A 22,605-nucleotide genomic window follows, 5' to 3' on the forward strand; every position below is an offset into this window, starting at 1 on the left:
CAGATAGCCGCAATCGCATGCTAAAGTGGCGCTTTTCCCGCAGACGAGGTGCGTCAGTGAGTGAACAGAGCAATTTTTCCGAGCGCGTCTGGCAAATTGTTGCCGCTATTCCTGCCGGTAAAGTGACGACCTACGGCGATGTCGCGCTGCTGGCCGGTTCACCGCGCGCCGCACGTCAGGTGGGCGGCGTGCTGCGACGCCTGCCGCCAGGCAGTAAACTGCCGTGGTTCCGCGTGATAAATCGTCATGGTCGTATTTCGCTGCAGGGCGATGATCTTTTTCGTCAGCGCGATGCGCTGGAAGCCGAAGGTATTGAAGTGAGTGATGCGGGAGAAATTGAACTGACAAAGTATCGCTGGGAGTATTAATGCTGACAGGCCGCACTCCCTTTAAGGCGCGGGAATGGCACTGCAGAAAGTAAAGCGTCACACGCCAGGGATGGCGTGTGCCGAGCGATCAGGGACGAGACAGCGCCTTTACTTTCTGCAGTGCCATTCTGGCGCAGCTGCCGTAACGCGCTGTCTCCCGTTTCAACTTACAGACTGGTTGGTGCCGGCACGGAGGCTGACGGCGTAACCTGGGTTGGCGACGTCGAAGGCACGGTGGTAGCAGCGCCCGGCTGGGTTGGCATCGCCATATTGGTCACTGGTACCAGCAGCAGTTCCGCTTTCGTTCCACCCTGATTAATCACCGGTTTCACCGTATCGGTAATAAACGCCAGCTTGCCGTCGATGGTGATCGCTGCGCTCAGCAAAATGCGCGCGTTCGGCTGGATATCGGCCGGGTTAAAGGGCAGCACAAACTGGAACGGTGCCTGTTTGCCCTCGGTGCGAACCACACGCTGTGACAGCACTTTGGACGGCGCGTCCGCCAGTGACGCATCGGCCAGCGTCACGGTCAGCACCGCATCCGGCGGCAGCGCAATACGCTGGCGAATATAGACGGAACCGCTTACGTTCGGCTGGGCAATTGCCGACGGCTGCCCGGCCACGCTGGCGCCTAAAGTTGGCGTCGGCACGGGTTTACTGTGATCGGCACAGCCTGTGATTGCCACCGCCAGTGTCATACCGCTAATTACATGCCAGAGTTTCATCGATGTCGTCTCCTTATGAACACTATGATTGTCGGCGGTAAATTTATTGGCTGGGTTTTCCACCGCCGATTGCTGTTAATTCTGGCACAAAAATCCGCTTTGCGCCTGAAGCCCCGCCATGCTGCTGAAAACCGGGTAAAAGCGTTGCGCAAACTGGTCGGATCTTTCACACTGACGCCATTGGCATCACTGAGGAATCCGTTATGAGCCAGGCACTGCATAACCTGCTTAATTTATTGAATCTGGAAAAACTGGAAGAAGGCCTGTTTCGTGGGCAGAGTGAAGACCTCGGCCTGCGCCAGGTGTTTGGCGGCCAGGTGGTGGGACAGGCGCTATATGCGGCAAAACAAACCGTGCCGGAAGCCCGTATCATTCACTCCTTCCACAGCTACTTTCTGCGCCCGGGCGACAGCCAGAAAGCCATTATTTACGATGTGGAAACCCTGCGCGACGGCAAAAGCTTCAGCGCCCGCCGCGTCAGCGCCGTACAAAACGGTCAGCCGATCTTCTACATGACCGCCTCCTTTCAGGCACCGGAAGATGGCTTCGAACATCAGAACAGCATGCCGCAGGTGCCGGGACCCGATAACCTGCCCTCCGAGCAGGATCTCGCCCACCGGCTGGCTGCGCACCTGCCGCTCAAGCTGAAAGAAAAATTCCTCGCCGAGCGCCCACTGGATATCCGTCCGGTGCAGATCCACAATCCGCTGAAAGGCCACGTTGATGAGCCGCTGCGCCAGGTCTGGGTGCGTGCCAATGGTCAGCTGCCGGACGATCGCCGCATTCATCAATATCTGCTGGGCTACGCTTCCGATCTCAACTTTCTGCCGGTCGCGCTGCAGCCGCATGGCAAAGGCTTCCTTGAGCCGGATATGCAGGTGGCAACGATTGATCACTCCATGTGGTTCCACCGTCCATTCGATCTCTCCGAGTGGCTCCTGTACAGCGTGGTAAGCACCTCAGCGTCGGGCGCACGCGGCTTCGTGCGCGGTGAGTTCTTCAGCCAGGACGGCACGCTGGTGGCGACGACGGTGCAGGAAGGGGTAATGCGTCAGCGCGAAGCATAAAAAAAGGGGCGATTATCTCGCCCCCTTTCTCATCATTATAGTTATAGCGCACTGCTCTTCTGCCAGCCGGCACTTACTGGTTGTAAGCGTTCTCGCCGTGGCTGTTCACATCCAGACCTTCACGTTCCTGTTCTTCCGGTACGCGCAGGCCAACAATCATATCTGCCAGCTTGAAGCCGATGAAGGCGACCACGCCAGACCAGACGATGGTCAGGCCACAGCTGAACAGCTGAACCCAAACCTGATGGCCCATAGTCACGCCTTCTGCGTAGCCGACGCCGCCCAGTGACGAGGAGGCAAACACGCCGGTCAGGACACAACCGAGGATACCGCACACGCCGTGCACACCGAACACGTCGCACGGATCATCCACGCGCAGCCATTTCTTCAGCGTGGTCACACCCCAGATACCTGCCAGGCCACCGGCCAGACCGATAATCAGTGCGCCGCCGACGCCGACATAACCACAGGCTGGCGTGATGGCAACCAGACCGGCGATGAAGCCAGAAGACGCACCCAGCAGTGAAGGCTTACCGCGCAGCGCCCACTCACCGAACACCCACGACAGCACGGCACCCGCAGTGGCCACCACGGTATTCAGGAAGGCCAGCGCCGCGATTTCGTTAGCGGAAGACGCAGAGCCGGCGTTGAAGCCGAACCAGCCAACGTACAGAATCGCGGTACCGGTAAACACCATCGGCAGGTTATGCGGTTTGAACGCTTCTTTACCGAAGCCAGCACGCTTGCCTACCAGGTAAGCACCAACCAGACCGGCAACGGCGGCGTTGATGTGCACCACGGTACCGCCAGCGAAGTCCAGCGCGCCATCCTGTGCCAGGAAGCCGCCAGCCCACACCATATGTGCGATAGGCAGATAGGCCAGCGTCAGCCACACCAGCACGAAAATCAGTACCGCCGAGAAGCGAATACGCTCAGCCAGCGAACCAACAATCAGCCCCACGGTGATACAGGCGAAGGAAGCCTGGAACGCCACGTGAATGTACTGATAGAAGCTGCCCATCACCGCTTTCAGCTCGATATTTTTCAGCATCGCCCACTGGAAGTTACCGAAGAAGGCATTGCCTTCGCTGAACGCCAGCGAGTAGCCGTAGACGATCCACAGTACGCACACTAACGCGAACGTCACCGCGACCTGCGTCAGCATCGACAGCACGTTTTTGCCGCGAATCAGGCCGCCGTAAAACAGAGCAATGCCGGGAATCGTCATGAACAGTACCAGCGCGGTACAAATCATCATAAACGCGTTATCGGCTTTATCCGCTACGGCAGGCGCAGCTGCCATCGCAAGAGACGGTAACAGCGCCAGGCTGGTGAGGCCCAACTTAGTCATTACTTTATTCATTTCTTTCCATCCCATCACAATTCAGAGCCCCAGTTACAGTGCTGCTTCGTCGGTCTCGCCGGTACGAATACGAATCACGCGCTGCAGTTCCGCGACGAAAATTTTGCCGTCGCCAATTTTGCCGGTGTACGCGGCTTTGCTGATCACATCCACCACTTCATCCAGCTGATCGTCCGCAATCGCAATATCGATTTTTACTTTTGGCAGGAAGTTAACGCTGTACTCGGCACCGCGGTACAGTTCTGCATGGCCTTTCTGACGACCGAAGCCTTTCACTTCGGTCACTGTCAGGCCCTGAATGCCAATGGAGGATAAGGCTTCACGCACGTCCTCCAGCTTAAATGGTTTGATTACCACGGTAACCAGCTTCATACGTTCCCCTCCGGATATAAAAATAGGTGAGTCTTCGCGGACACGCAGAGAGTTAAGCAAAGGCTGTGCCACAAATGGCAAAAGTACGCGCTAAGGCTGCCGGGCGCAGAGTATCTGCGCTCCGGTATGGCGTAACGGGCAAGGTTTTCATTCGGAAAAACAGAAAGGTGGGACTTTACTGCACTCCTTTGGTGCTTACGGCCTCAAAGGAGTGCATCAATACAGAACATTCCGATAAATCTGCGCAAAAAAGGTGCAAATCACCCCTCTGCCGTTGCGGGTATGCCCGCCGCGAGTTCATCGCCAGCCTGCTGCAGCTGGTACATCTGCCAGTAACGGCCCTGCTGCGCCAGCAGTTCGGTGTGTGTGCCGCGTTCGACTACCTGACCACGGTGCAGCACCAGAATCTGATCCGCTTCGGTGATGGTGGAAAGACGGTGAGCAATCACCACCAGCGTGCTGTGCTGGCGCAGCGTGCGCAGCGCCTGCTGAATCGCCTGCTCGGTGCCTGAGTCGATATTGGCAGTGGCCTCATCGAGGATCAGAATCTGCGGCAGCGACACCAGCACGCGTGCCAGCGCCAGCAGCTGCTTCTGCCCGACCGACAGCGTGTTCCCCTGCTCACCGAGCCGGGTATGAATACCGTCGCGCATCGCGCGGGCCAGCGGTGCCAGCTGCACCTTCTCCAGCGCGCGCCACACATCCTCTTCGCTGATATCGCGTCCCAGGCGCACGTTGGCCAGCAGCGTATCGGCCAGTACCACCGGATCCTGTTGCACCATCGCCACGCTGCCGCGCAGCGCATCGTGCGTCAGCTGGCGCAGCGAGCGGCCATCCAGCTCAATGCTGCCGCGCGTCACCGGATAGTAGCCCATCAGCAGATTGGCTAAGGTGCTTTTGCCGCTGCCGGTATGGCCGACCAGTGCCACGAAGCCGCGCGCCGGCACTTCGAGGTTGATATGGCTGAGCACGTCGCGGTTGTCGCGGTAGGCAAAGCTGACATCGCGCAGGGTGATACGCCCGGAAGCCAGCGGCTGAGCGTCACTGCCGTAGCCCTGCTGCGCCGCATCCATCAGTTCAAAAATACGCTCGCCTGACACCACCGCCTGCTGCAGCATTGACTGCTGCGTGGTGAGCTCGATCAGTGGCTCGTTAAGGCGGCCAAGGTAAGTGATAAAAGCGTAAAGCACGCCAACCTCAAACACACCCGGTGTGGCAAAGCTGAACAGCATTAGCAGACCGCACAAAATCAGTGCAGAAAACAGGCTGAGCAGCGGACGCAGCAGAAAGCCGTCCAGCCTCAACGTCTCCATCCGCGCCAGATAGTGTGAACGGCTGGCTTCGCCCATGCGCTCGCCAAAGCGCGCCTGCTGGCGAAACTGCTGGATCACACTCATGCCGTTAATCACTTCGTTGAAGCCATTATTGATTTCGGCCAGATAGCTACGTACGCGGCGCGCAATCGGCGTGCTGTAGCGCTGATAGATCAGCATCACCGTTAACACCAGCGGGAAAATCACCAGCGCCACCAGCGCCATACGCCAGTCGAGTGCAAACATCGCCACCAGCATCGCGCCAATCAGCGCAGCGCTGCGCAGCACAGTGGCCACCACCGTGACGTAAAGATCTTTGATCACTTCAGTGTCGTTGGTGACGCGCGAAATAATCTGCCCCACCGGCTGGGTATCGAAGGCACTGAGCGGCTGGCGCAGCGCCGCATTCATCACGTCGACACGCAGCTGCTGCACAACGCCAATCGCCGCGCGGTTAAACAGCAGCGCCTGGAAATAGTGCAGACCCGCTGCCAGCAGCTGTAGCAGCACAAAGCCCACCAGCAGCCCGGCCACGATGCCCCACGGCATCTGGTGTTTAGCCACCAGGTTATCGATAAAATAGCTCACCAGCACCGGGCCGGTGACTTCGGCAGCGGCAGCGATCCACAGCATGCCGACGGCCAGCCACAGCGATTTGCGCCACGGTTTACCGTAAGCCAGCAGGCGTTTCAGCGTTGGCCATAAGCGTTGCGATTTAGCCATGGTCGGCTCCCTGTTCTGACTCGTCCTCATCCAGCGCGGCTTCCAGCTGCTGATAGCGATACATATCGCGATACCAGCCCGGCTGCGCCGCCAGCGTATCGTGATCGCCGCGCTGTGCCACTGCGCCCTGCTGCAATACCAGAATCTCGCTGGCTTCGGTCAGCGCCGACAGCCGATGCGCGCTGATGATCAGCGTGCGCCCTTTGCCCCACTGGCGCAGGTTATGCAGGATTTCATGTTCGGTACGGCCATCAACCGCCGACAGCGCATCGTCGAGGATCAGAATCTCCGCGTTGAGCAACAGCGCACGCGCAATGGCGATGCGCTGTTTCTGCCCGCCAGAGAGCATGACACCGCGCTCGCCCACTTCGGTAGCGTACCCCTGTGGCAGACGCAGTATGTCATCGTGCACGCAGGCCATCTGCGCCACGCGCTCGATCTCTTCCTGCGTTGCCTCCGGGCGACCCAGCGCCAGGTTATTCGCAACGGTATCGGAAAACAGGAACGGCGTCTGGCTGACCACCGCCAGCCGGCTGCGCCAGCTGTCCAGCCGCAGCTGCGGCAGCGGAATGGCGTGATAGCAAATCTCGCCCTGATCGATATCAAAATGGCGCTGAATCAGGCTCAGCAGCGTGCTTTTGCCGCAGCCGGTTGGCCCGCACAGCCCAAGCATCTGCCCGGGTTGTAGCTGGAAATGCACGTTGCTCAGCACCGGCGCGCTGCTCGCCGGATAGTGGAAGGCGCGGATCGCCACCTGCAGCAAGCCCGCATCCGCCGGCAGTGGCTGCTGACCATCCTCAACCGCAGGCGCTTCCGCCAGCAGCGCGCCAATACGGCTCCACGCGGCGCTGCCGCGCTCGACGATGTTAATCATCCACGCCAGCGCCAGCATCGGCCAAATCATCAGCCCTAAATACATGACGAAGCTGGTGAGCTGCCCGAGCGTTAGTGAACCGTGCCACACCATCCAGCCGCCACCGCCAATCGCCAGCAGATTCGAAAAGCCCACGGCAATATAAATGATGGGATCGAAGCGCGCATCGACGCGCGCCACGTGCAGATTTTTGCGGCCGGTGTCGCTGGCGATATCGGCAAACTGGCTCGACTGATGATCTTCCAGGCCAAAGGCTTTGATCATGCGGATGCTGGTCAGACTCTCCTGCGTTTGATCGTTCAGGCTGGAGAACGCCGCCTGCGCCACTTTGAAGCGCTGATGCAGGCGCGCGCCGTCTTTCTGAATCACCAGCGCCATAATCGGCATGGGAATCAGCGCCAGCAGCGTCAGCTCCCAGCTGATCTGCACGCTCATTACCGCCAGCACGACCAGCCCCATCACCAGCGAATCCACCAGCGTCAGCACCCCTTCACCCGCGGCAAACACCACGCGATCGACATCGTTGGTCGCGCGCGCAATCAGATCGCCGGTACGGTGGCGCAGGTAAAATGCCGGATGCTGGCGGCTAAGCTGGCGGTAAAAGTCTTCGCGCAGCTCCACCGCCAGCTGGTAAGAGGCGCCGAACAACAGCACGCGCCAGACGTAGCGCAGCAAATAGACAATCACTGCGGTCACCAGCATCACGCCGATCCACAGAAAAATTTCGCCGCGCGTAAGGCTGTGCTGGGTCACGCCGTCGACAATTACGCCGACCAGATGCGGAGGCAGCAGCTGCAGCAGCGCAATGATAATCAGCAAGCTGATGGCGCCCAGATAGCGCCGCCACTCGCGCAAAAAATACCAACTTAACTGGCTGAATAATCGCACAAAACAATCTCTTGTGATGCCCGTTCAGGGCGCTACCGGCAAGGCGGTGGTGTATTTAATCTCTTCCATAGCGAAGCTGGAGGTGACGTCAATCAGCCCCGGCACGCCGTTAACCAGACGCTTGTAAAACGCGTCGTAGCTCTTCATATCGGCCACCTGAATGCGCAGCAGGTAGTCGTACTCGCCCGCCATGCGGTAGAAGGCCATCACTTCCGGCATCTGCTGTACCACCGCGACAAACTGCTGAAACCAGTCGCTGCTGTGCTGCTGGGTTTTGATCAGCATAAAGGCGGTAAGCGACAGGCCGAGCTTTTCACCATCCAGCAACGCGACGCGCGCCCGAATAATGCCATCATCTTCCAGCTTTTTCAGGCGTTTCCAGCACGGCGTGGTGGTGAGATTCACCGCATCGGCCAGCGCCTGCAGCGACAGCGTGCAGTCTTTTTGCAGCAGCGCCAGCAGTGTGCGGTCAGTTTTATCTAGCATTCGCCACCTCAGGAGAAAAATTTTCTCTTATTTGCCGATTATAACCAACTTTTAGCAACCTCTTTTTCCTGCCAGTGCCTTACACTGAGCGCAATCTCGCTGCCGGAATCGCACCATGCAAACGCCCTGGGTTCGCCACGCTATCAATGAAATTAACGCCGACTTTCAGCGCTCCGCTGATACGCACCTGATCCGTTTTACGCTGGACGATTTCCCCGGCATTCGCTTTTATCTTAAGGATGAAAGCACCCATCCAAGCGGCAGCCTGAAACATCGCCTGGCGCGTTCGCTGTTTCTCTATGGTCTGGCCAATGGCTGGATTGGAGAAAACACGCCGATCATCGAAGCCTCCTCCGGCAGCACCGCGGTGTCGGAAGCCTATTTTGCCCGTCTGCTCGGCCTGCCGTTTATCGCCGTGATGCCAGCCAGTACCGCACGGCGCAAAATCGAGCTGATCCGCTTTTACGGCGGGGAGTGCCACTTCGTCGCCGATCCGTGCCAGCTGTACAGCGAATCCGAGCGTCTGGCGCGTGAACTCAACGGCCATTTTATGGATCAGTTTACCTACGCCGAACGCGCCACCGACTGGCGCGGCAACAACAATATTGCCGAAAGCATTTTCCGCCAGATGGCGCATGAACCTTTCCCGGTGCCACACACCCTGATCATGAGCGCCGGCACCGGCGGCACCTCGGCTACGCTGGGGCGCTACATCCGCTATCAGGGCCACGACACGCGCCTGCTGGTGGTCGATCCGCAACACTCGGTGTTTTTCGATTACTGGCACAGCCGCGATCGTACGCTGCGCAGCGAGCGCGGCAGCCTGATTGAGGGGATTGGTCGCCCGCGCGTTGAGCCGTCGTTTTTACCGGATGTGATTGACGAAATGATGAAAGTGCCGGATGGCGCCACCGTGGCGGCCATGTTAAGGCTGGAGCAGATTCTCGGCCGGCGTCCGGGCGCCTCTACCGGCACCAATTTCTGGGGCATGCTGCAGGTGGCAAAACGGCTGCGCGCGCAGGGGCAGTCCGCTGCGCTGGTCACGCTGCTGTGTGACAGCGGCGAGCGCTATCCGGATACCTATTACAATCCGCAGTGGGTCGCTGAGCAGATCGGCGATATTCAGGCGTGGCAGCGCGAGCTGCAATAAAAAACCGGACATCCTGTCCGGTTCACTGTAAGCCTCAGCATTCGGGGGAATAATCGAGGTGTGGTGTGGTCATCCAGTGATTTAAGTAGTGAGACACCGCCTGTGTCTCGCAATGGCCAATAATCGGTAAATGGGGCAGCGAGGTTTTCAGCTGATGCATGGCGTTGCCCATGATAAAACCGCGCCCGACGCGCTCCAGCATTTCGCGGTCGTTCATCGCATCGCCAAATGCCATGCAATCCGCCAGCGACAGCGACAGATGCTGGCACAGCCGCGCCAGCGCGGCGCCTTTGTGGCAATCAACCGACAAAACTTCCAGACACTCCCTGGCGGAGAAGCACAGGCTGGCGCGATCGCCGAGCGCCTGTTGCAGTTCAATCTTCAGCGCCAGCAGCATCTCATACGGCGCGATAAAGCAGATCTTGGTGACTTCATGTGCCGGCATGCGGCGTAAATCACGCAGCTGATAGTGAAACCCGCTCATCGCGTGCGCTTCCAGCAATCCCGGGAGCGGTTTATCGGTAAACCAGCCTTCGTCATTAAAGATGTGGATCGATGCGGGAGTTTGCCAGTGACTGTGCAATACCTCTTCCGCCACCGACGGCGCTAAATCACAGCCGTACAGCTGCCTGCCCTCGACATCGTGAATGCGCGTGCCGTTACCGGTGATCAGCCAGGCGGGCAAGGTGATCTGCTGACGTACTGCCTGCATATCCAGCAGGTGACGCCCCGTGGCAAACGCCAGTGTAACGCCACGCTGATGTAAGGCGTTGAGGCTCTGCAGCGTCTCCGCACCTAAACGGTGGGTAGGCAGCAGCAGTGTACCGTCCATATCAAATGCCGCGAGGCGGGCCATAGGAACTCTCCGGTCTGAATGAGGGGTTTACTATCGCCTGGTAATTACGGAACTAATAGTGAATACTTTCAAAAAACTGTTCCGGGTTTAATCATGCGACAGCTTCATCGGGTTAATCAGTTTCAGCGCCTGTGGCAGCTTAGCCAGGGCGAAGCGCAGCGCATCAGCGTTGCGGCCATGGCGCAGCACTGCTTTTGCAGCGAGCGCCACGTGCGTACCCTGCTGCGGCAGTGGCAGCAGGCGGGCTGGCTGCAGTGGCACGGTGCGGCGGGACGCGGTAAACAGGGCGAACTGCGCTTTCTGCTCTCTCCCGAACAGCTGCGTCAGCAATTGCTCAGCCAGCAGCTGGCAGCCGGTGAAGCGGTACAGGCGCTGCAGGTGCTGGATGTCGCGCCTGAACGGCTGGTGAAAATGCTGCGCCCACTGATGGGCGGCCAGTGGCAGAATCAGGCGCCGGTGCTGCGCATTCCCTATTATCGCGCGATGGAGGCGCTGGATCCGCTGCAGCTCACCGGACGCGCCGAGCAGCATCTGGTACGCCAGATTTTCTCCGGCCTGACGCGCTTTAACGCGGATGATGTCGAGGGCGATCTGGCACATCACTGGCAGCACGATGCGCAGGGCCGCGAATGGTATTTCTGGCTGCGACCACTGCTCAGCTGGCACAACGACGAACCGGTGCAGGCGGCACAGCTGGTCCAGCAGTTGCAACGTATCATGCAGACGCCGCAGGGCGGCCGTCTGCTGGCGGCGGTGGAACACATCGATGCGCCACATCCGCTGGCACTGCGTATCCAGCTGCGCACCAGCGATTACTGGCTGCCGCAGCGGCTGGCGCATCAGTTTTGCCTGCTGCCGCATCCGGAGCATGCCGATACCGGCAGCGGACCGTGGCGCCTGACGCACTTTACCCGCGAGCTGGTGCGGCTGGAGAGCCATGCGCGCTGGCACCATCAGCGTCCGCTGATTCAGGTAGTGGAATACTGGATTACACCGCAGCTGTTCGATCGCGGGCTGGGCACCAGCTGTCGCCATCCGGTGCAGATCGCCATTGGCGATCCCGACGAGCTGGACACGCTGCGGCCGGTGGATCGCAGCATCAGTCTCGGTTTCTGTTATCTGGCGCCGCGTTTCTCGGCTCGCTTCAGCCAGGCGCAGGCCAAAACGCTGCTCGCGCTGATTCAGCACAGCGGCGTTATTCAGCAGCTGCCGCTGGATGAAGGCTTAATTACGCCAACCGCAGAGCTGCTGCCCGGCTGGCCGCTGCCCGCCCCGCACCGCCCGGAAGGCACACTGCCCGCAACGCTGACGCTGCATTATCACCTGCCCATCGAACTGCACGTCATGGCGCAGGCGCTGGTGCCGCTGCTGGCGGCACAGGGCTGTACCCTCACCTGCGTATTTCACGACGTCAAAAGCTGGCGCGACGACATCGATCTGAGTGACGCCGACATCATCATGGGCGACCGTCTGATTGGTGATGCGCCGCAGTTTACCCTGGTGAACTGGCTGGAAAATGATGCGGCCTGGCAACCGCTGCGTCCGGCGGTACTGCAGGCACCGCTGCACGCTATCGCCCGTCAGGCCAATCCGGCACTGCGCAGCGCCGCGATTCATCAGCTGTTTCAGCAGTTAATGCGCGACGGCCATTTGCTGCCGCTGTTTAACTATCGCTACCAGGTGTTTGCTCCGCCAGGCGTCGAAGGTATTCAGCTTAACAGCATGGGCTGGTTCGATTTCACCCGCGCCTGGATCCCGCCGCCTGCCGCAGGCGGTGCTGTTCAGCCCGCGCCAGAGCCAGTACCATAGGCGCACTGATTTATGGGGAAGAAAACATGAAACGAGCCGTTGTCGTATTCAGTGGCGGACAAGACTCCACCACCTGTCTGATTCAGGCGCTGCAGCAGTATGATGAAGTGCACTGCGTGACCTTTGATTATGGTCAGCGCCATCGCGAAGAGATCAACGTCGCCGCAGAGCTGGCGCACCAGCTGGGCGCGCGGGCACACAAAGTGCTGGACGTAACGCTGCTCAATGAACTGGCGGTCAGCAGCCTGACGCGCGATAACATTCCGGTACCGGCCTACAATCCACAGGCCAGCGGCCTGCCCAGCACCTTCGTACCGGGGCGTAACATCCTGTTTCTGACGCTGGCCTCAATTTATGCTTATCAAGTGGAAGCCGAAGCGGTGATCACCGGCGTGTGTGAAACCGATTTTTCCGGTTACCCGGATTGCCGTGACGAGTTTGTCAAAGCGCTGAACAACGCTGTCAGCCTGGGCATGGCGCGCGACGTGCGTTTTGAAACGCCGCTGATGTGGCTGAATAAAGCAGAAACCTGGGCGCTGGCGGACTACTGGCAGCAGCTGCCGCTGGTCCGCTCGGAGACGCTAACCTGCTACAACGGCGTTAAAGGCGACGGCTGTGGCGAGTGCGCGGCCTGCCACCTGCGCGCACGTGGCCTGGCCGATTACCAGGCCAATGCGGCCAGCGTGATGGCGGCGATGAAACAGAAAAGCGGCCTGCGCTGATTGCGGCCGCGCTGCGGGCTGGCGTGCTGTCAGGGCATGCCAGCTCAGGAAGGCGCGGTCATCAATGCCGCCAGGCGTTCACGTAACTCCCCTTCCAGCGGCACGGTTTTTTGCGTGCGCAAATCGATGCAGACGAAGGTCAGCGCCGCATCCGCCACCAGCGTGTTATCACCCGCCAGCACCACCCGCTGTAAAATAATGCCGCTTTTGCCGTTGAGCTGCGAGACCTCGCTCTCTATGTGCAGCACGTCGCCCAGCACCGCCGGACGACGATAGTTAATGTTGATATTCACCACCACAAACGCCAGCTGCTGCTCCAGCAGCCAGTGAAAGGCATCGGCATCTTCCAGCCACTGCCAGCGCGCCTCTTCCAGAAATTCCAGGTAGCGCGCATTGTTCACATGCTGATAGACGTCAAGATGATAGCCGCGCACTTTGATGGTGGTTTGCATGATTGCTCCTGTTCAGGCTGTGAATGACAACTGGTTGGACCTGTTGAGCATAGCACAGCCTGATGGGCCGCTTTAGCAATCCTTCAGAGTCGCGAGCCGCTTCACAATTTCAGCCGCGCGCTGTTCCGCTCCACCAGCGCACTGCCAATACCCGGTACTTCTTTCAGCTGCTCGATGGCGCTGAAGGGCCCGTACTGCTCACGATAGCTGACAATCGCCTGCGCTTTTTTCAGTCCAATACCGTTCATGGCGGCGGCCAGCTGCTCGGCCGTGGCCTGATTGATGCTGACCTGTTCCGGCTGCGGCGTGGACACCTGCGTCGCCTGCGTTTCACTGGGGCTTTCCGCCGCCGCCAGTCCGCTGGTCCAGAGCGCGCCGCCCAGCGCCAGCGTGATGCAAAAGGCACGAAATGTTGATTTAACCATGCTGTGTTTCTCCTTGTGTTTGACAGCCACTGCAGGGTGGCACAAGCGAGAAACGCACTCAAAAGGCGATGATCAGAAATGGAAAAGGCCGCAGAAGCGGCCTTTCGGTATTGCAGCAGTTTACCTTTTTTTGTGAGGCTTACTGGTTTTGTGCGGCGGTGCCGTACTTAATCTTCGCCTCTTTACGCAGGTTTTCCAGCAGCGCTTCAAAGGCAATCTGCGCGTTGTTTTGCGTCACGCCTTTCACCATTTCGTCGATCTGCGCCTGCGGCATGTTGCCCGCGCTGACCTTATCCAGCGCGACCAGTACCACGTTGCCCTGCATATCTTCGCTGACACCCCACGACGGCTGGTTATCCGCCGGCTGTGGCAGGTTGAATGCGGCCTGTGCCACCGGATCCTGCGCGTTGCGATCGACGGTTTTGCTGACGCTCAGCGTCAGGCCAGCCGCCTGCAGCGCGTCCTGTTTGCCCGCTTTCAGCTCGGCCAGCAATTTGTCTGCCTGCGCTTTGGCCTGCTGCGTCGCTTTGTCATGCTTCAGGCTGTCGGCAATCTGCGCTTTGACCTGATCCAGCGGTTTAACCGCTTCCGGTTTGTGCTCGCTGATGCGCAACACAAACGCCCGATCGCCATCGACGCTGATGATGTCAGAGTTGTTGCCCGGCGCGCCGTTCTGACCGGTCAGGCCACCGTTGAAGATCGCCTGTTTAACCGCATCGAAATCGAGATCGGCCGGCACGTTATCGCGGGTGATCCAGCCCGTTTCCACCACTTTCAGGCCAGATGCCTGTGCGGCGCCCGCCAGGGATTCGTTGTCGTTGCTGGCGGCTTCGCTCACCTTCTGCTGCATCTTATAGAAGGCGTCGACGGCTTTTTCCTGCTTCACTTTATCCGCCACCGCGTCGTGCACCTCCGCCAGCGGTTTAACCTGCTCTGGCTGGATATCGTCCAGACGCACCACCAGGAAACCGACTGAGGACTTGATCACGCCAGACAGCTGGCCTTTCTGCGTCAGGTTGGCGTTTTTCAGCTCATCCGGCGTGGTGTTCGGCTCCAGCCAGCCCATGTCGCCGCCTTTACGCGCAGAGATTGGGTCGATGGATTTGCTCTTCGCCAGCGTGGCGAAATCCTCGCCCTTTTTCAGCGCATCCAGCACTGCGTTGGCATCGGCTTCGGTTTTGGTCTGAATGATGCTGTAACGGTTGCGCTGCGGCTGTGAATAATCGGCTTTGTGCTGATCGTACCAGCTCTGAATATCCGCTTCGCTGGCGTTCTCCTGCAGGCTGGCCGCATCCATTTTGATGTAACTGACGCGGAACTGCTCAGGTGCCATAAAGCTGCTCTGATGCTGCTGGTAGTACTGATTAATTTCGTCGTCGCTGGCAGTTTGTTTCGCGGCCAGCGCATTAACGTCAATCACCGCCTGACGAATCTCACGCTGCTGCGAGACCAGATCCACCAGCTTGCTGGTTTCACCCTTCAGCATGAAGTCGGTATTGGCGATGGCGTTAATCAGCTGCTGCGTCGCCAGCTGCTTGCGCAGCGCTTCGGCGTACTGATCGGCACTGAAGCCCATGCTGGCGATCAGGCCGTTGTATTTCGCGTTGTCGAACTTACCGTTGGTCTGGAAAGCCTGCTGATTGAAAATAGCCTGCTTCACCTGATCGTCGCTGATGCCAATGTGCAGATCTTTGATGTACTGATCGAGCAGCGCCTGATCGATCAACTGTGACAGCGCCTGCTGGCGCATCTGCTGCATGTAGCCGTCGTTGCTGGCCAGCTGCGAGAACTGGTCGCCCAGCATCTGCTGCTGACGGTTGCGCTCGTTGTTAAACGCCTGTTCCAGCTCACCGCGGCTAATTTCATGGCCGTTCACTTTGGCAGCGTAATCGCTGTTACCGCCAATCAGGTAGTTGCCCACCCCGGTCAGTACGAATGACAGGATGATCAATCCCAGAATGATCTTGAGCACGACATGGTTCGACGCCGCGCGTAAATTGTCCATCATGGTATGACAACACTCCGCTGTAGTGTGGATGTAAAGCTCTGACACGATGTCATCATCGTGCAGCTGCGGTTCAGGCTGGCAGCTGGCAACCATGCGGAGACTGAAGCCAGCGGCTAAAGTCGCGCATCAAGATAAAAAAAGGCACATCAAAAATGATGTGCCCGTATGTTACATGAGAACGCCTTTTTCGTCCTCAATCCATGGAAGAAAATGCTTCGATGGACAGGTCAGCGGTCATTAATTGACGGCGTCTTTCAGTGCTTTACCTGCACGGAAGCCCGGTACTTTACCAGCCGGGATGGTGATTTCTTTACCGGTTTGTGGGTTACGGCCGGTGCGGGCAGCACGCTCGCGTACAGAGAAGGTACCGAAACCGACCAGTGCCACTTCGTCACCGCCTTTCAGCGCGTCAGAAACGGAGCCCATGAATGCATCTAACACACGTCCCGCTGCCGCTTTAGAAATGTCAGCGTCCGCAGCAATTTTGTCGATCAACTGTGACTTATTCACTCTCTTCATCCCCTCTTTTATTATTCACTCGCACCCGCGCTTCCCGCCCGGTGCGAACGCGCAGCCAGTTATATCAAGCCTGTGGAGCTGAAACAACGGTATTCATCTTAATCGTTGATCCAGCAGCCCCCTAAATTAGCGGCACAAAAAAAAGCTGGCAAGCCCGATTTGGCCTGCCAGCTTCGCTTTTTAGCGCTTTTTGTCGCTAATCACTATTTTGCCGTGGCAACCTGCATCCCGTACGGGGCATTTTCCAGCGCCAGGCTCAGCACTTCTTCAATACGCTTCACCGGATGGATCGACAGATCGGCAATCACGTTCTGTGGAATCTCTTCCAGATCGCGCTTGTTTTCGTCCGGGATCAGCACGGTTTTGATGCCGCCGCGATGCGCCGCCAGCAGTTTCTCTTTCAGGCCACCAATCGGCAGTACCTGACCGCGCAGCGTAATCTCGCCGGTCATCGCCACGTCCGAACGCACCGGGTTACCGGTCAGACAGGAGACCAGCGCGGTACACATCGCGATACCGGCGCTCGGACCATCTTTCGGCGTCGCTCCTTCCGGTACGTGCACGTGGATGTCACGCTTCTCATAGAAGTCGCCGTTGATGCCGAGTTTCTCCGCACGGGCGCGGACTACTGTCAGCGCCGCCTGGATGGACTCCTGCATCACCTCACCGAGTGAACCGGTGTAGGTCAGCTTGCCTTTGCCCGGCACGCAGGCGGTTTCGATGGTGAGCAGATCGCCGCCCACTTCGGTCCACGCCAGGCCGGTGACCTGACCAACACGGTTTTCGCTGTCGGCACGGCCGTAGTCAAAGCGCTGCACGCCCAGGAAATCCTTGAGGTTTTCGCCGGTGATTTTGATGCTCTTTTTCGCTTTGTCCATCAGCAGCGCTTTTACCGCTTTACGGCACAGCTTGGAGAGTTCGCGCTCCAGGCTACGCACGCCCGCTTCACGGGTGTAATAGCGGATAATGCCGATAATGGCGCTGTCGTCAACGCTGATCTCTTTCTCTTTCAGCGCATTACGCTCGATCTGCTTCGGCAGCAGGTGCTGTTTAGCGATGTTGAGCTTCTCATCTTCGGTGTAGCCGGAGAGACGAATCACTTCCATACGATCCAGCAGCGGAGCCGGAATGTTCATGGAGTTGGAGGTTGCCACAAACATCACATCTGACAGATCGTAATCCACTTCCAGATAGTGATCGTTGAACGCAATGTTCTGCTCCGGATCCAGTACCTCCAGCAGCGCTGAAGCCGGATCGCCGCGCATGTCGGATGACATTTTGTCGATCTCATCCAGCAGGAACAGCGGGTTTTTCACGCCGACTTTGGCCATTTTCTGGATCAGTTTGCCCGGCATCGACCCGATATAGGTACGACGGTGGCCGCGGATTTCCGCTTCGTCACGCACGCCGCCGAGCGCCATACGCACATATTTACGGCCAGTGGCTTTGGCGATTGACTGTCCCAGCGAGGTTTTACCCACGCCCGGCGGTCCGACCAGACACAGAATCGGCCCTTTAATTTTGCTGACGCGACTCTGCACCGCAAGATACTCAAGGATGCGGTCTTTCACGCGCTCCAGACCGTAATGGTCGGTATCCAGCGTCTCCTGCGCTTTCCGCAGGTCTTTTTTCACCTTGCTGCGCGCGTTCCACGGTACCTGCACCATCCAGTCGATGTAGCCGCGCACCACGGTGGCTTCCGCTGACATCGGTGACATCATCTTCAGCTTCTGCAGTTCAGCTTCGGCCTTCTCGCGAGCCTCAGCCGGCATTTTCGCCGCGTCGATTTTGCGTTTCAGCGCTTCGTATTCATCCGGCGCATCATCCATCTCGCCCAGCTCTTTCTGAATCGCTTTCATTTGCTCATTCAGATAGTACTCGCGCTGGCTTTTCTCCATCTGCTTTTTAACGCGGTTGCGAATACGCTTCTCAACCTGCAGCAGATCGATTTCCGATTCCATCATCGCCATGAGATATTCCAGACGCTCATTGATGTCGGACATCTCCAGCACTGACTGTTTGTCAGCCAGCTTAAGCGGCATGTGCGCCGCCACGGTGTCGGCGAGACGCGCCGCGTCGTCGATGCTGTTGAGTGAAGTCAGCACCTCCGGCGGGATTTTTTTGTTCAGCTTGATGTAGCCTTCAAACTGATTGATGGCGGTACGCACCAGCACTTCCTGCTCGCGCTCTTCAATTTCCGGCGAGATCAGGTATTCGGCCTGGGCAACAAAGTGGTCGCCATTGTCCGCTAAAGTGGTGATGTGTGCGCGCTGAAGACCTTCCACCAGCACCTTAACGGTACCGTCTGGCAGTTTCAGCATCTGCAGTACGGAAGCAACGGTCCCTACCGCGAAGAGATCGTTAATACCAGGTTCATCCGTTGAAGCCTCTTTCTGGGCAACCAGCATGATCTTCTTGTCATGATCCATCGCCGCTTCGAGGCAACGAATCGATTTTTCCCGACCAACAAACAACGGAATTACCATGTGCGGATAAACCACCACGTCGCGCAACGGCAACACGGGGATTTCAATGCGTTCAGAACGCTCAGGATTCATAGAGCTCTCTCTTAGTTTAATGTCCGCCAGGTGATGGGAACCGCGTGATACAGGCTGTATGCAGTTAGACCCACAGGATTATGAGTATATGGGGATGCTTGCACGACATTCAATGTCACAGAGGTGAGAAAAATAAAAGGGGAAACATTTTCCCCTTTTTTAAGATAACAACGCGGTGTAATTGATTATTTATTCGCCAGAAGCCTGGGCTTCATGCTTACCGTAAATCAGCATCGGGTCAGATTGCCCCTCGATTACTGACTCATCGATCACCACTTTCTCTACGCCTTCCATTGATGGCAGGTCGTACATGGTTTCGAGCAGCGCCGCTTCTACGATAGAACGCAGACCACGTGCCCCGGTTTTACGCGAGTTGGCTTTTTTCGCAATCGCCGTCAGCGCTTCGTCACGGAACTCCAGCTCCACGCCTTCCAGGTTAAACAGCGCCTGATACTGCTTGGTCAGCGCGTTTTTCGGTTCACGCAGGATCTGGATCAGCGCTTCTTCGCTCAGCTCGTTGAGCGTCGCCACCACCGGCAGACGGCCAATGAACTCCGGAATCAGACCAAATTTGATCAGATCTTCCGGCTCAACCTGTGACAGCAACTCGCCTTCGCTGGCTTTCTGCGATTTACCTTTGACGGTCGCGCCAAAGCCAATACCGGAGCCGGTTTCAACACGCTGTGAAATCACTTTATCGAGGCCGGCAAACGCACCGCCACAGATAAACAGGATTTTCGAGGTGTCGACCTGCAGAAACTCCTGCTGCGGATGCTTACGTCCACCCTGCGGCGGCACGGCAGCCACCGTGCCTTCAATCAGTTTCAGCAGCGCCTGCTGCACGCCTTCACCTGACACATCACGGGTGATAGACGGGTTGTCTGATTTACGGGAAATCTTATCGATTTCATCGATGTACACGATGCCGCGCTGCGCTTTCTGTACGTCGTAGTCGCACTTCTGCAGCAGTTTCTGGATGATGTTTTCCACATCCTCGCCCACGTAACCGGCTTCGGTCAGCGTGGTGGCATCCGCCATGGTGAAAGGCACATCCAGCAGGCGCGCCAGCGTTTCCGCCAGCAGGGTCTTACCGCTACCGGTTGGACCGATCAGCAGAATGTTACTTTTGCCCAGTTCAATCCCGTTGCTGGTGTCGCCGTTACGCAGACGTTTGTAGTGGTTGTACACCGCCACCGCCAGCACTTTTTTCGCCTTCTCCTGACCGATAACATAATCGTCAAGGTGATGGCGGATCTCATGCGGCGTCGGGAGCGCGCTGCGCTCGCGGTGCGGGGCCACTTCTTTAATCTCTTCGCGAATGATGTCGTTACACAGATCGACACACTCGTCGCAAATATACACTGACGGCCCGGCAATCAGCTTACGGACTTCATGCTGGCTTTTGCCGCAGAAAGAGCAGTACAGCAACTTACCTGAACCGTCTTTGCGCTTATCTGTCATCAGCTAACCTCTTTTCGTTCTCAGACCTAATTGGTGTACGGCAATGGCCGCACAGCAACGGCCGATATGCATGCAACTCACCTGTCTGCACCCGTTAACTATAGCGTAAGGGGCAGACAGATGTGTCTTATTGGCGATGCGTCAGGATGGAGTCGACCAGGCCATACTCTACCGCTTCGCTGGCAGAGAGGAAACGATCGCGCTCGGTGTCGCGTTCAATCTGCTCCAGCGATTTGCCGGTATGTTCCGCCATCAGCTCATTCATACGCTGCTTCACTTTCAGGATTTCACGCGCGTGGATCTCAATATCCGTGGCCTGGCCCTGATAACCGCCCAGCGGCTGGTGAATCATCACGCGTGAGTTTGGCAGACAGAAGCGCTTGCCTTTAGTCCCCGCCGTCAGCAGGAATGCGCCCATCGAACAGGCCTGGCCCATACAGATGGTGCTCACGTCCGGCTTGATGAACTTCATTGTGTCATAAATCGACATACCGGCGGTAATCACACCACCTGGCGAGTTAATGTAGAGGTAAATGTCTTTTTCAGGATTCTCAGCTTCCAGAAACAGCATCTGCGCCACAATCAGGTTCGCCATGTGATCCTCAACCTGACCGGTCAGGAAGATCACGCGCTCTTTAAGCAGGCGGGAGTAGATGTCGTAAGAACGCTCGCCGCGCGAGGTTTGTTCGACCACCATTGGCACCAGCGCATTGGTTGGTGCAGTAAATTCACGATCGCCACTGTATGACATTACCGTCTCCTGATAAATTTCATTGGCAACATTCTGTACCGATTTTACGCGAGGCGCGCGGCGAAAACTATGCGCAGCGGTCTCGTTCCGACATAACAGGACGGTTAATCAGCCAGTCTTACTGTTTTCACGCATTCTCCCTGTATCTGGGGATGCAGCCCAGTTGTTTCAAGCATAACAACCTTTTCCCCATTCGCTAACACGGAAAAACAGCTTAGCGAAGAATTTGCCGACTAATTAGTCAAATAGCGCACAAATGTGGTTGGTTTCCACCAGAAACGAAAAAGCCCGCGACACAGCGGTCGCGGGCTTTAGCACTCAGGGTTAACTCACGAATCAGGCCGCAGAGGTCTGGTTCATCAGCTCCTGGAAGTTAGTGGCTTTGTCAGTCACTTTGGCTTTCGCCAGTACCGCTTCAACCGCCTGCTCTTCCAGCGCAACGTTGCGCATGTTGTTCATCAGCTCGCTGTTTTTGCTGTAGAACTCGATCACTTCCTGCGGATCTTCGTACGCAGAAGCCATCTCTTCGATCAGCGCTTTAACGCGATCTTCATCGGCTTTCAGCTCGTTGATGCGAATTACTTCGCCCAGCAGCAGACCGACCACAACGCGACGTTTTGCCTGCTCTTCGAACAGTTCACGTGGCAGTTCCAGCGCCTGCTTCTCGTTGCCGCCGAAACGCTGTGCAGCCTGACGACGCAGAACGTCGATTTCGCTGTCGATCAGTGCCACTGGCACGTCGATTTCGTTCGCGTTAACCAGACCGTCAATCGCCTGCGTCTTCACGCGGTTACGGATAGCGCCTTTCAGCTCGCGCTCCATGTTCTTACGCACTTCAGCGCGCAGACCTTCGATGGAGCCATCCTCCACGCCGAAACGCTTGATGAATTCAGCGGTCAGCTCCGGCAGTTCGCGGGTTTCCACTTTCTTCAGCACGATGTCGAACTTCGCATCTTTGCCTTTCAGGTTTTCCGCGTGGTAGTCATCCGGGAATTTCACGTCGATGGTGAAGGTGTCGCCGGCTTTCTTGCCAGTGATGCCTTCTTCGAAGCCTGGGATCATACGACCCTGACCCATCGCCAGCACGAAGTCAGACGCTTTGCCGCCTTCGAACTCTTCGCCGTCTACAGAGCCGGTGAAATCGATGGTCGCGCGATCTTCTGCTGATGCCGCTGCATCGGTCTCTTTCCAGGTCGCCTGCTGCTTCTGCAGGGTTTCCAGCATGGTGTCGACGTCAGCGTCGGTCACTTCAACCACCGGTTTTTCGACTTCGATTGCATCCAGGCCTTTCAGCTCAACTTCCGGATACACTTCGAACTCAACCGCGTAAGTGAAATCTTCACCTTCTTTATACTCACCCGGCACGTAGTTCGGTGCGCCAGCTGGGTTGATCTTCTCTTTGATGATGGCGTCAACGAAGTTACGCGTCATCAGCTCGCTCAGGACGTCCTGACGAACAGAGGCACCGTAGCGCTGATTAATGATGGTAGCCGGCACTTTGCCTTTACGGAAACCGTCGATACGGACTTTCTTAGCCACTTCCACCAGTTCTTTCTTCACTGCGCTTTCGATGCTGTCCTTAGGAACAGTAATCGAAATGCGACGGCCCAGACCCTGAGTGGTTTCTACTGAAACTGTCATCTTGTTACCTCAAAAAATCACGTGCTCGGTCAACTTCAGACACCACACAATTAATGCGCCGTATCCAACAACCG

21 protein-coding genes are annotated in these 22,605 nt (G+C 57.5%); 6 read left to right on the forward strand and 15 right to left on the reverse strand.

Annotated elements, in window-relative coordinates; genetic code table 11:
- Nucleotides 1–56 precede the first annotated feature (56 nt).
- Nucleotides 57–368, forward strand: coding sequence for an MGMT family protein (locus F3I21_RS05900; protein ID WP_223815631.1), 312 nt, complete (start codon nt 57–59; stop codon nt 366–368).
- A gap of 167 nt (nt 369–535) precedes the next feature.
- Here the strand turns inward: F3I21_RS05900 and F3I21_RS05905 are convergent, their stop codons facing one another.
- Nucleotides 536–1,093 (reverse strand): YbaY family lipoprotein, encoded by a 558-nt coding sequence (locus tag F3I21_RS05905; protein ID WP_021507201.1) that lies wholly within the window; start codon nt 1,091–1,093, stop codon nt 536–538.
- Between the two features lie 15 nt (nt 1,094–1,108).
- On the opposite strand from F3I21_RS05905, the gene F3I21_RS05910 reads away from it, so the two are divergent.
- Nucleotides 1,109–1,300: a hypothetical protein gene (locus F3I21_RS05910; protein WP_146068777.1), complete on the forward strand. Its 192-nt coding sequence runs from the start codon at nt 1,109–1,111 to the stop codon at nt 1,298–1,300.
- Entirely contained in the window at nt 1,297–2,160 is an 864-nt protein-coding gene (gene tesB / locus F3I21_RS05915; protein WP_088516247.1) for an acyl-CoA thioesterase II, read from the forward strand. Before F3I21_RS05910 ends, tesB begins: the two co-directional genes overlap by 4 nt.
- 73 nt (nt 2,161–2,233) lie before the next feature.
- Here the strand turns inward: tesB and amtB are convergent, their stop codons facing one another.
- The 5 genes from amtB to F3I21_RS05940 form a co-directional block, all read right to left on the reverse strand.
- Complete coding sequence (gene amtB, locus F3I21_RS05920) at nt 2,234–3,523, reverse strand: ammonium transporter AmtB (RefSeq protein WP_058757951.1); 1,290 nt, start codon at nt 3,521–3,523, stop codon at nt 2,234–2,236.
- Nucleotides 3,524–3,556: 33 nt separating this feature from the next.
- Nucleotides 3,557–3,895: a P-II family nitrogen regulator gene (gene glnK, locus F3I21_RS05925; protein ID WP_007886947.1), complete on the reverse strand. Its 339-nt coding sequence runs from the start codon at nt 3,893–3,895 to the stop codon at nt 3,557–3,559.
- Between the two features lie 260 nt (nt 3,896–4,155).
- Nucleotides 4,156–5,931: a SmdB family multidrug efflux ABC transporter permease/ATP-binding protein gene (locus F3I21_RS05930; protein ID WP_150058478.1), complete on the reverse strand. Its 1,776-nt coding sequence runs from the start codon at nt 5,929–5,931 to the stop codon at nt 4,156–4,158.
- Complete coding sequence (locus tag F3I21_RS05935; RefSeq protein WP_058769394.1) at nt 5,924–7,693, reverse strand: SmdA family multidrug ABC transporter permease/ATP-binding protein; 1,770 nt, start codon at nt 7,691–7,693, stop codon at nt 5,924–5,926. Before F3I21_RS05935 ends, F3I21_RS05930 begins: the two co-directional genes overlap by 8 nt.
- Before the next feature lie 24 nt (nt 7,694–7,717).
- Nucleotides 7,718–8,179, reverse strand: a complete 462-nt coding sequence (locus F3I21_RS05940; protein WP_021507196.1) for an Lrp/AsnC family transcriptional regulator — start codon at nt 8,177–8,179, stop codon at nt 7,718–7,720.
- Nucleotides 8,180–8,294: 115 nt separating this feature from the next.
- On the opposite strand from F3I21_RS05940, the gene F3I21_RS05945 reads away from it, so the two are divergent.
- Complete coding sequence (locus tag F3I21_RS05945; RefSeq protein WP_021507195.1) at nt 8,295–9,329, forward strand: PLP-dependent cysteine synthase family protein; 1,035 nt, start codon at nt 8,295–8,297, stop codon at nt 9,327–9,329.
- Nucleotides 9,330–9,363: 34 nt separating this feature from the next.
- On the opposite strand, the gene cof is transcribed toward F3I21_RS05945, so the two are convergent.
- Nucleotides 9,364–10,185 (reverse strand): HMP-PP phosphatase, encoded by an 822-nt coding sequence (gene cof, locus F3I21_RS05950; RefSeq protein ID WP_150058479.1) that lies wholly within the window; start codon nt 10,183–10,185, stop codon nt 9,364–9,366.
- A gap of 93 nt (nt 10,186–10,278) precedes the next feature.
- Here cof and F3I21_RS05955 point away from each other — a divergent pair, with 93 nt between their 5' ends.
- Both F3I21_RS05955 and queC read left to right on the forward strand, forming a co-directional pair.
- Nucleotides 10,279–11,994: an SgrR family transcriptional regulator gene (locus F3I21_RS05955; RefSeq protein ID WP_150058480.1), complete on the forward strand. Its 1,716-nt coding sequence runs from the start codon at nt 10,279–10,281 to the stop codon at nt 11,992–11,994.
- Nucleotides 11,995–12,020: 26 nt separating this feature from the next.
- Nucleotides 12,021–12,716, forward strand: coding sequence for a 7-cyano-7-deazaguanine synthase QueC (gene queC / locus F3I21_RS05960; RefSeq protein ID WP_150058481.1), 696 nt, complete (start codon nt 12,021–12,023; stop codon nt 12,714–12,716).
- Nucleotides 12,717–12,760: 44 nt separating this feature from the next.
- Here the strand turns inward: queC and F3I21_RS05965 are convergent, their stop codons facing one another.
- The 8 genes from F3I21_RS05965 to tig all read right to left on the reverse strand — a co-directional run bounded on the left by F3I21_RS05965 (nt 12,761) and on the right by tig (nt 22,531).
- Nucleotides 12,761–13,168 carry a thioesterase family protein gene (locus tag F3I21_RS05965; protein WP_058769390.1) on the reverse strand — a complete coding sequence of 136 codons (408 nt, stop codon included), beginning with the start codon at nt 13,166–13,168 and terminating at the stop codon, nt 12,761–12,763.
- A gap of 101 nt (nt 13,169–13,269) precedes the next feature.
- On the reverse strand, nt 13,270–13,593 hold the full coding sequence (locus tag F3I21_RS05970; RefSeq protein WP_021507189.1) for a helix-hairpin-helix domain-containing protein: 324 nt from the start codon (nt 13,591–13,593) through the stop codon (nt 13,270–13,272).
- A 139-nt stretch (nt 13,594–13,732) separates the two neighbouring features.
- Complete coding sequence (ppiD, locus tag F3I21_RS05975; protein WP_150058482.1) at nt 13,733–15,601, reverse strand: peptidylprolyl isomerase; 1,869 nt, start codon at nt 15,599–15,601, stop codon at nt 13,733–13,735.
- 237 nt (nt 15,602–15,838) lie between these two features.
- Nucleotides 15,839–16,111 carry a nucleoid-associated protein HU-beta gene (gene hupB, locus F3I21_RS05980; protein ID WP_014606441.1) on the reverse strand — a complete coding sequence of 91 codons (273 nt, stop codon included), beginning with the start codon at nt 16,109–16,111 and terminating at the stop codon, nt 15,839–15,841.
- Nucleotides 16,112–16,323: 212 nt separating this feature from the next.
- The gene (gene lon, locus F3I21_RS05985) at nt 16,324–18,678 is read right to left on the reverse strand and encodes an endopeptidase La (RefSeq protein WP_059010556.1); all 2,355 of its coding nucleotides are present in this window, start codon (nt 18,676–18,678) and stop codon (nt 16,324–16,326) included.
- Between the two features lie 189 nt (nt 18,679–18,867).
- Nucleotides 18,868–20,139, reverse strand: a complete 1,272-nt coding sequence (clpX, locus tag F3I21_RS05990; RefSeq protein WP_021507186.1) for an ATP-dependent protease ATP-binding subunit ClpX — start codon at nt 20,137–20,139, stop codon at nt 18,868–18,870.
- Nucleotides 20,140–20,266: 127 nt separating this feature from the next.
- Nucleotides 20,267–20,890, reverse strand: a complete 624-nt coding sequence (gene clpP / locus F3I21_RS05995; protein ID WP_010616837.1) for an ATP-dependent Clp endopeptidase proteolytic subunit ClpP — start codon at nt 20,888–20,890, stop codon at nt 20,267–20,269.
- Between the two features lie 336 nt (nt 20,891–21,226).
- Nucleotides 21,227–22,531 carry a trigger factor gene (gene tig, locus F3I21_RS06000; RefSeq protein ID WP_021507185.1) on the reverse strand — a complete coding sequence of 435 codons (1,305 nt, stop codon included), beginning with the start codon at nt 22,529–22,531 and terminating at the stop codon, nt 21,227–21,229.
- Between the last annotated feature and the right edge of the window lie 74 nt (nt 22,532–22,605).

The organism is Pantoea sp. B_9 (assembly GCF_008632015.1).
In the GTDB taxonomy this organism is placed as follows: Bacteria; Pseudomonadota; Gammaproteobacteria; order Enterobacterales; family Enterobacteriaceae; genus Pantoea; species Pantoea dispersa.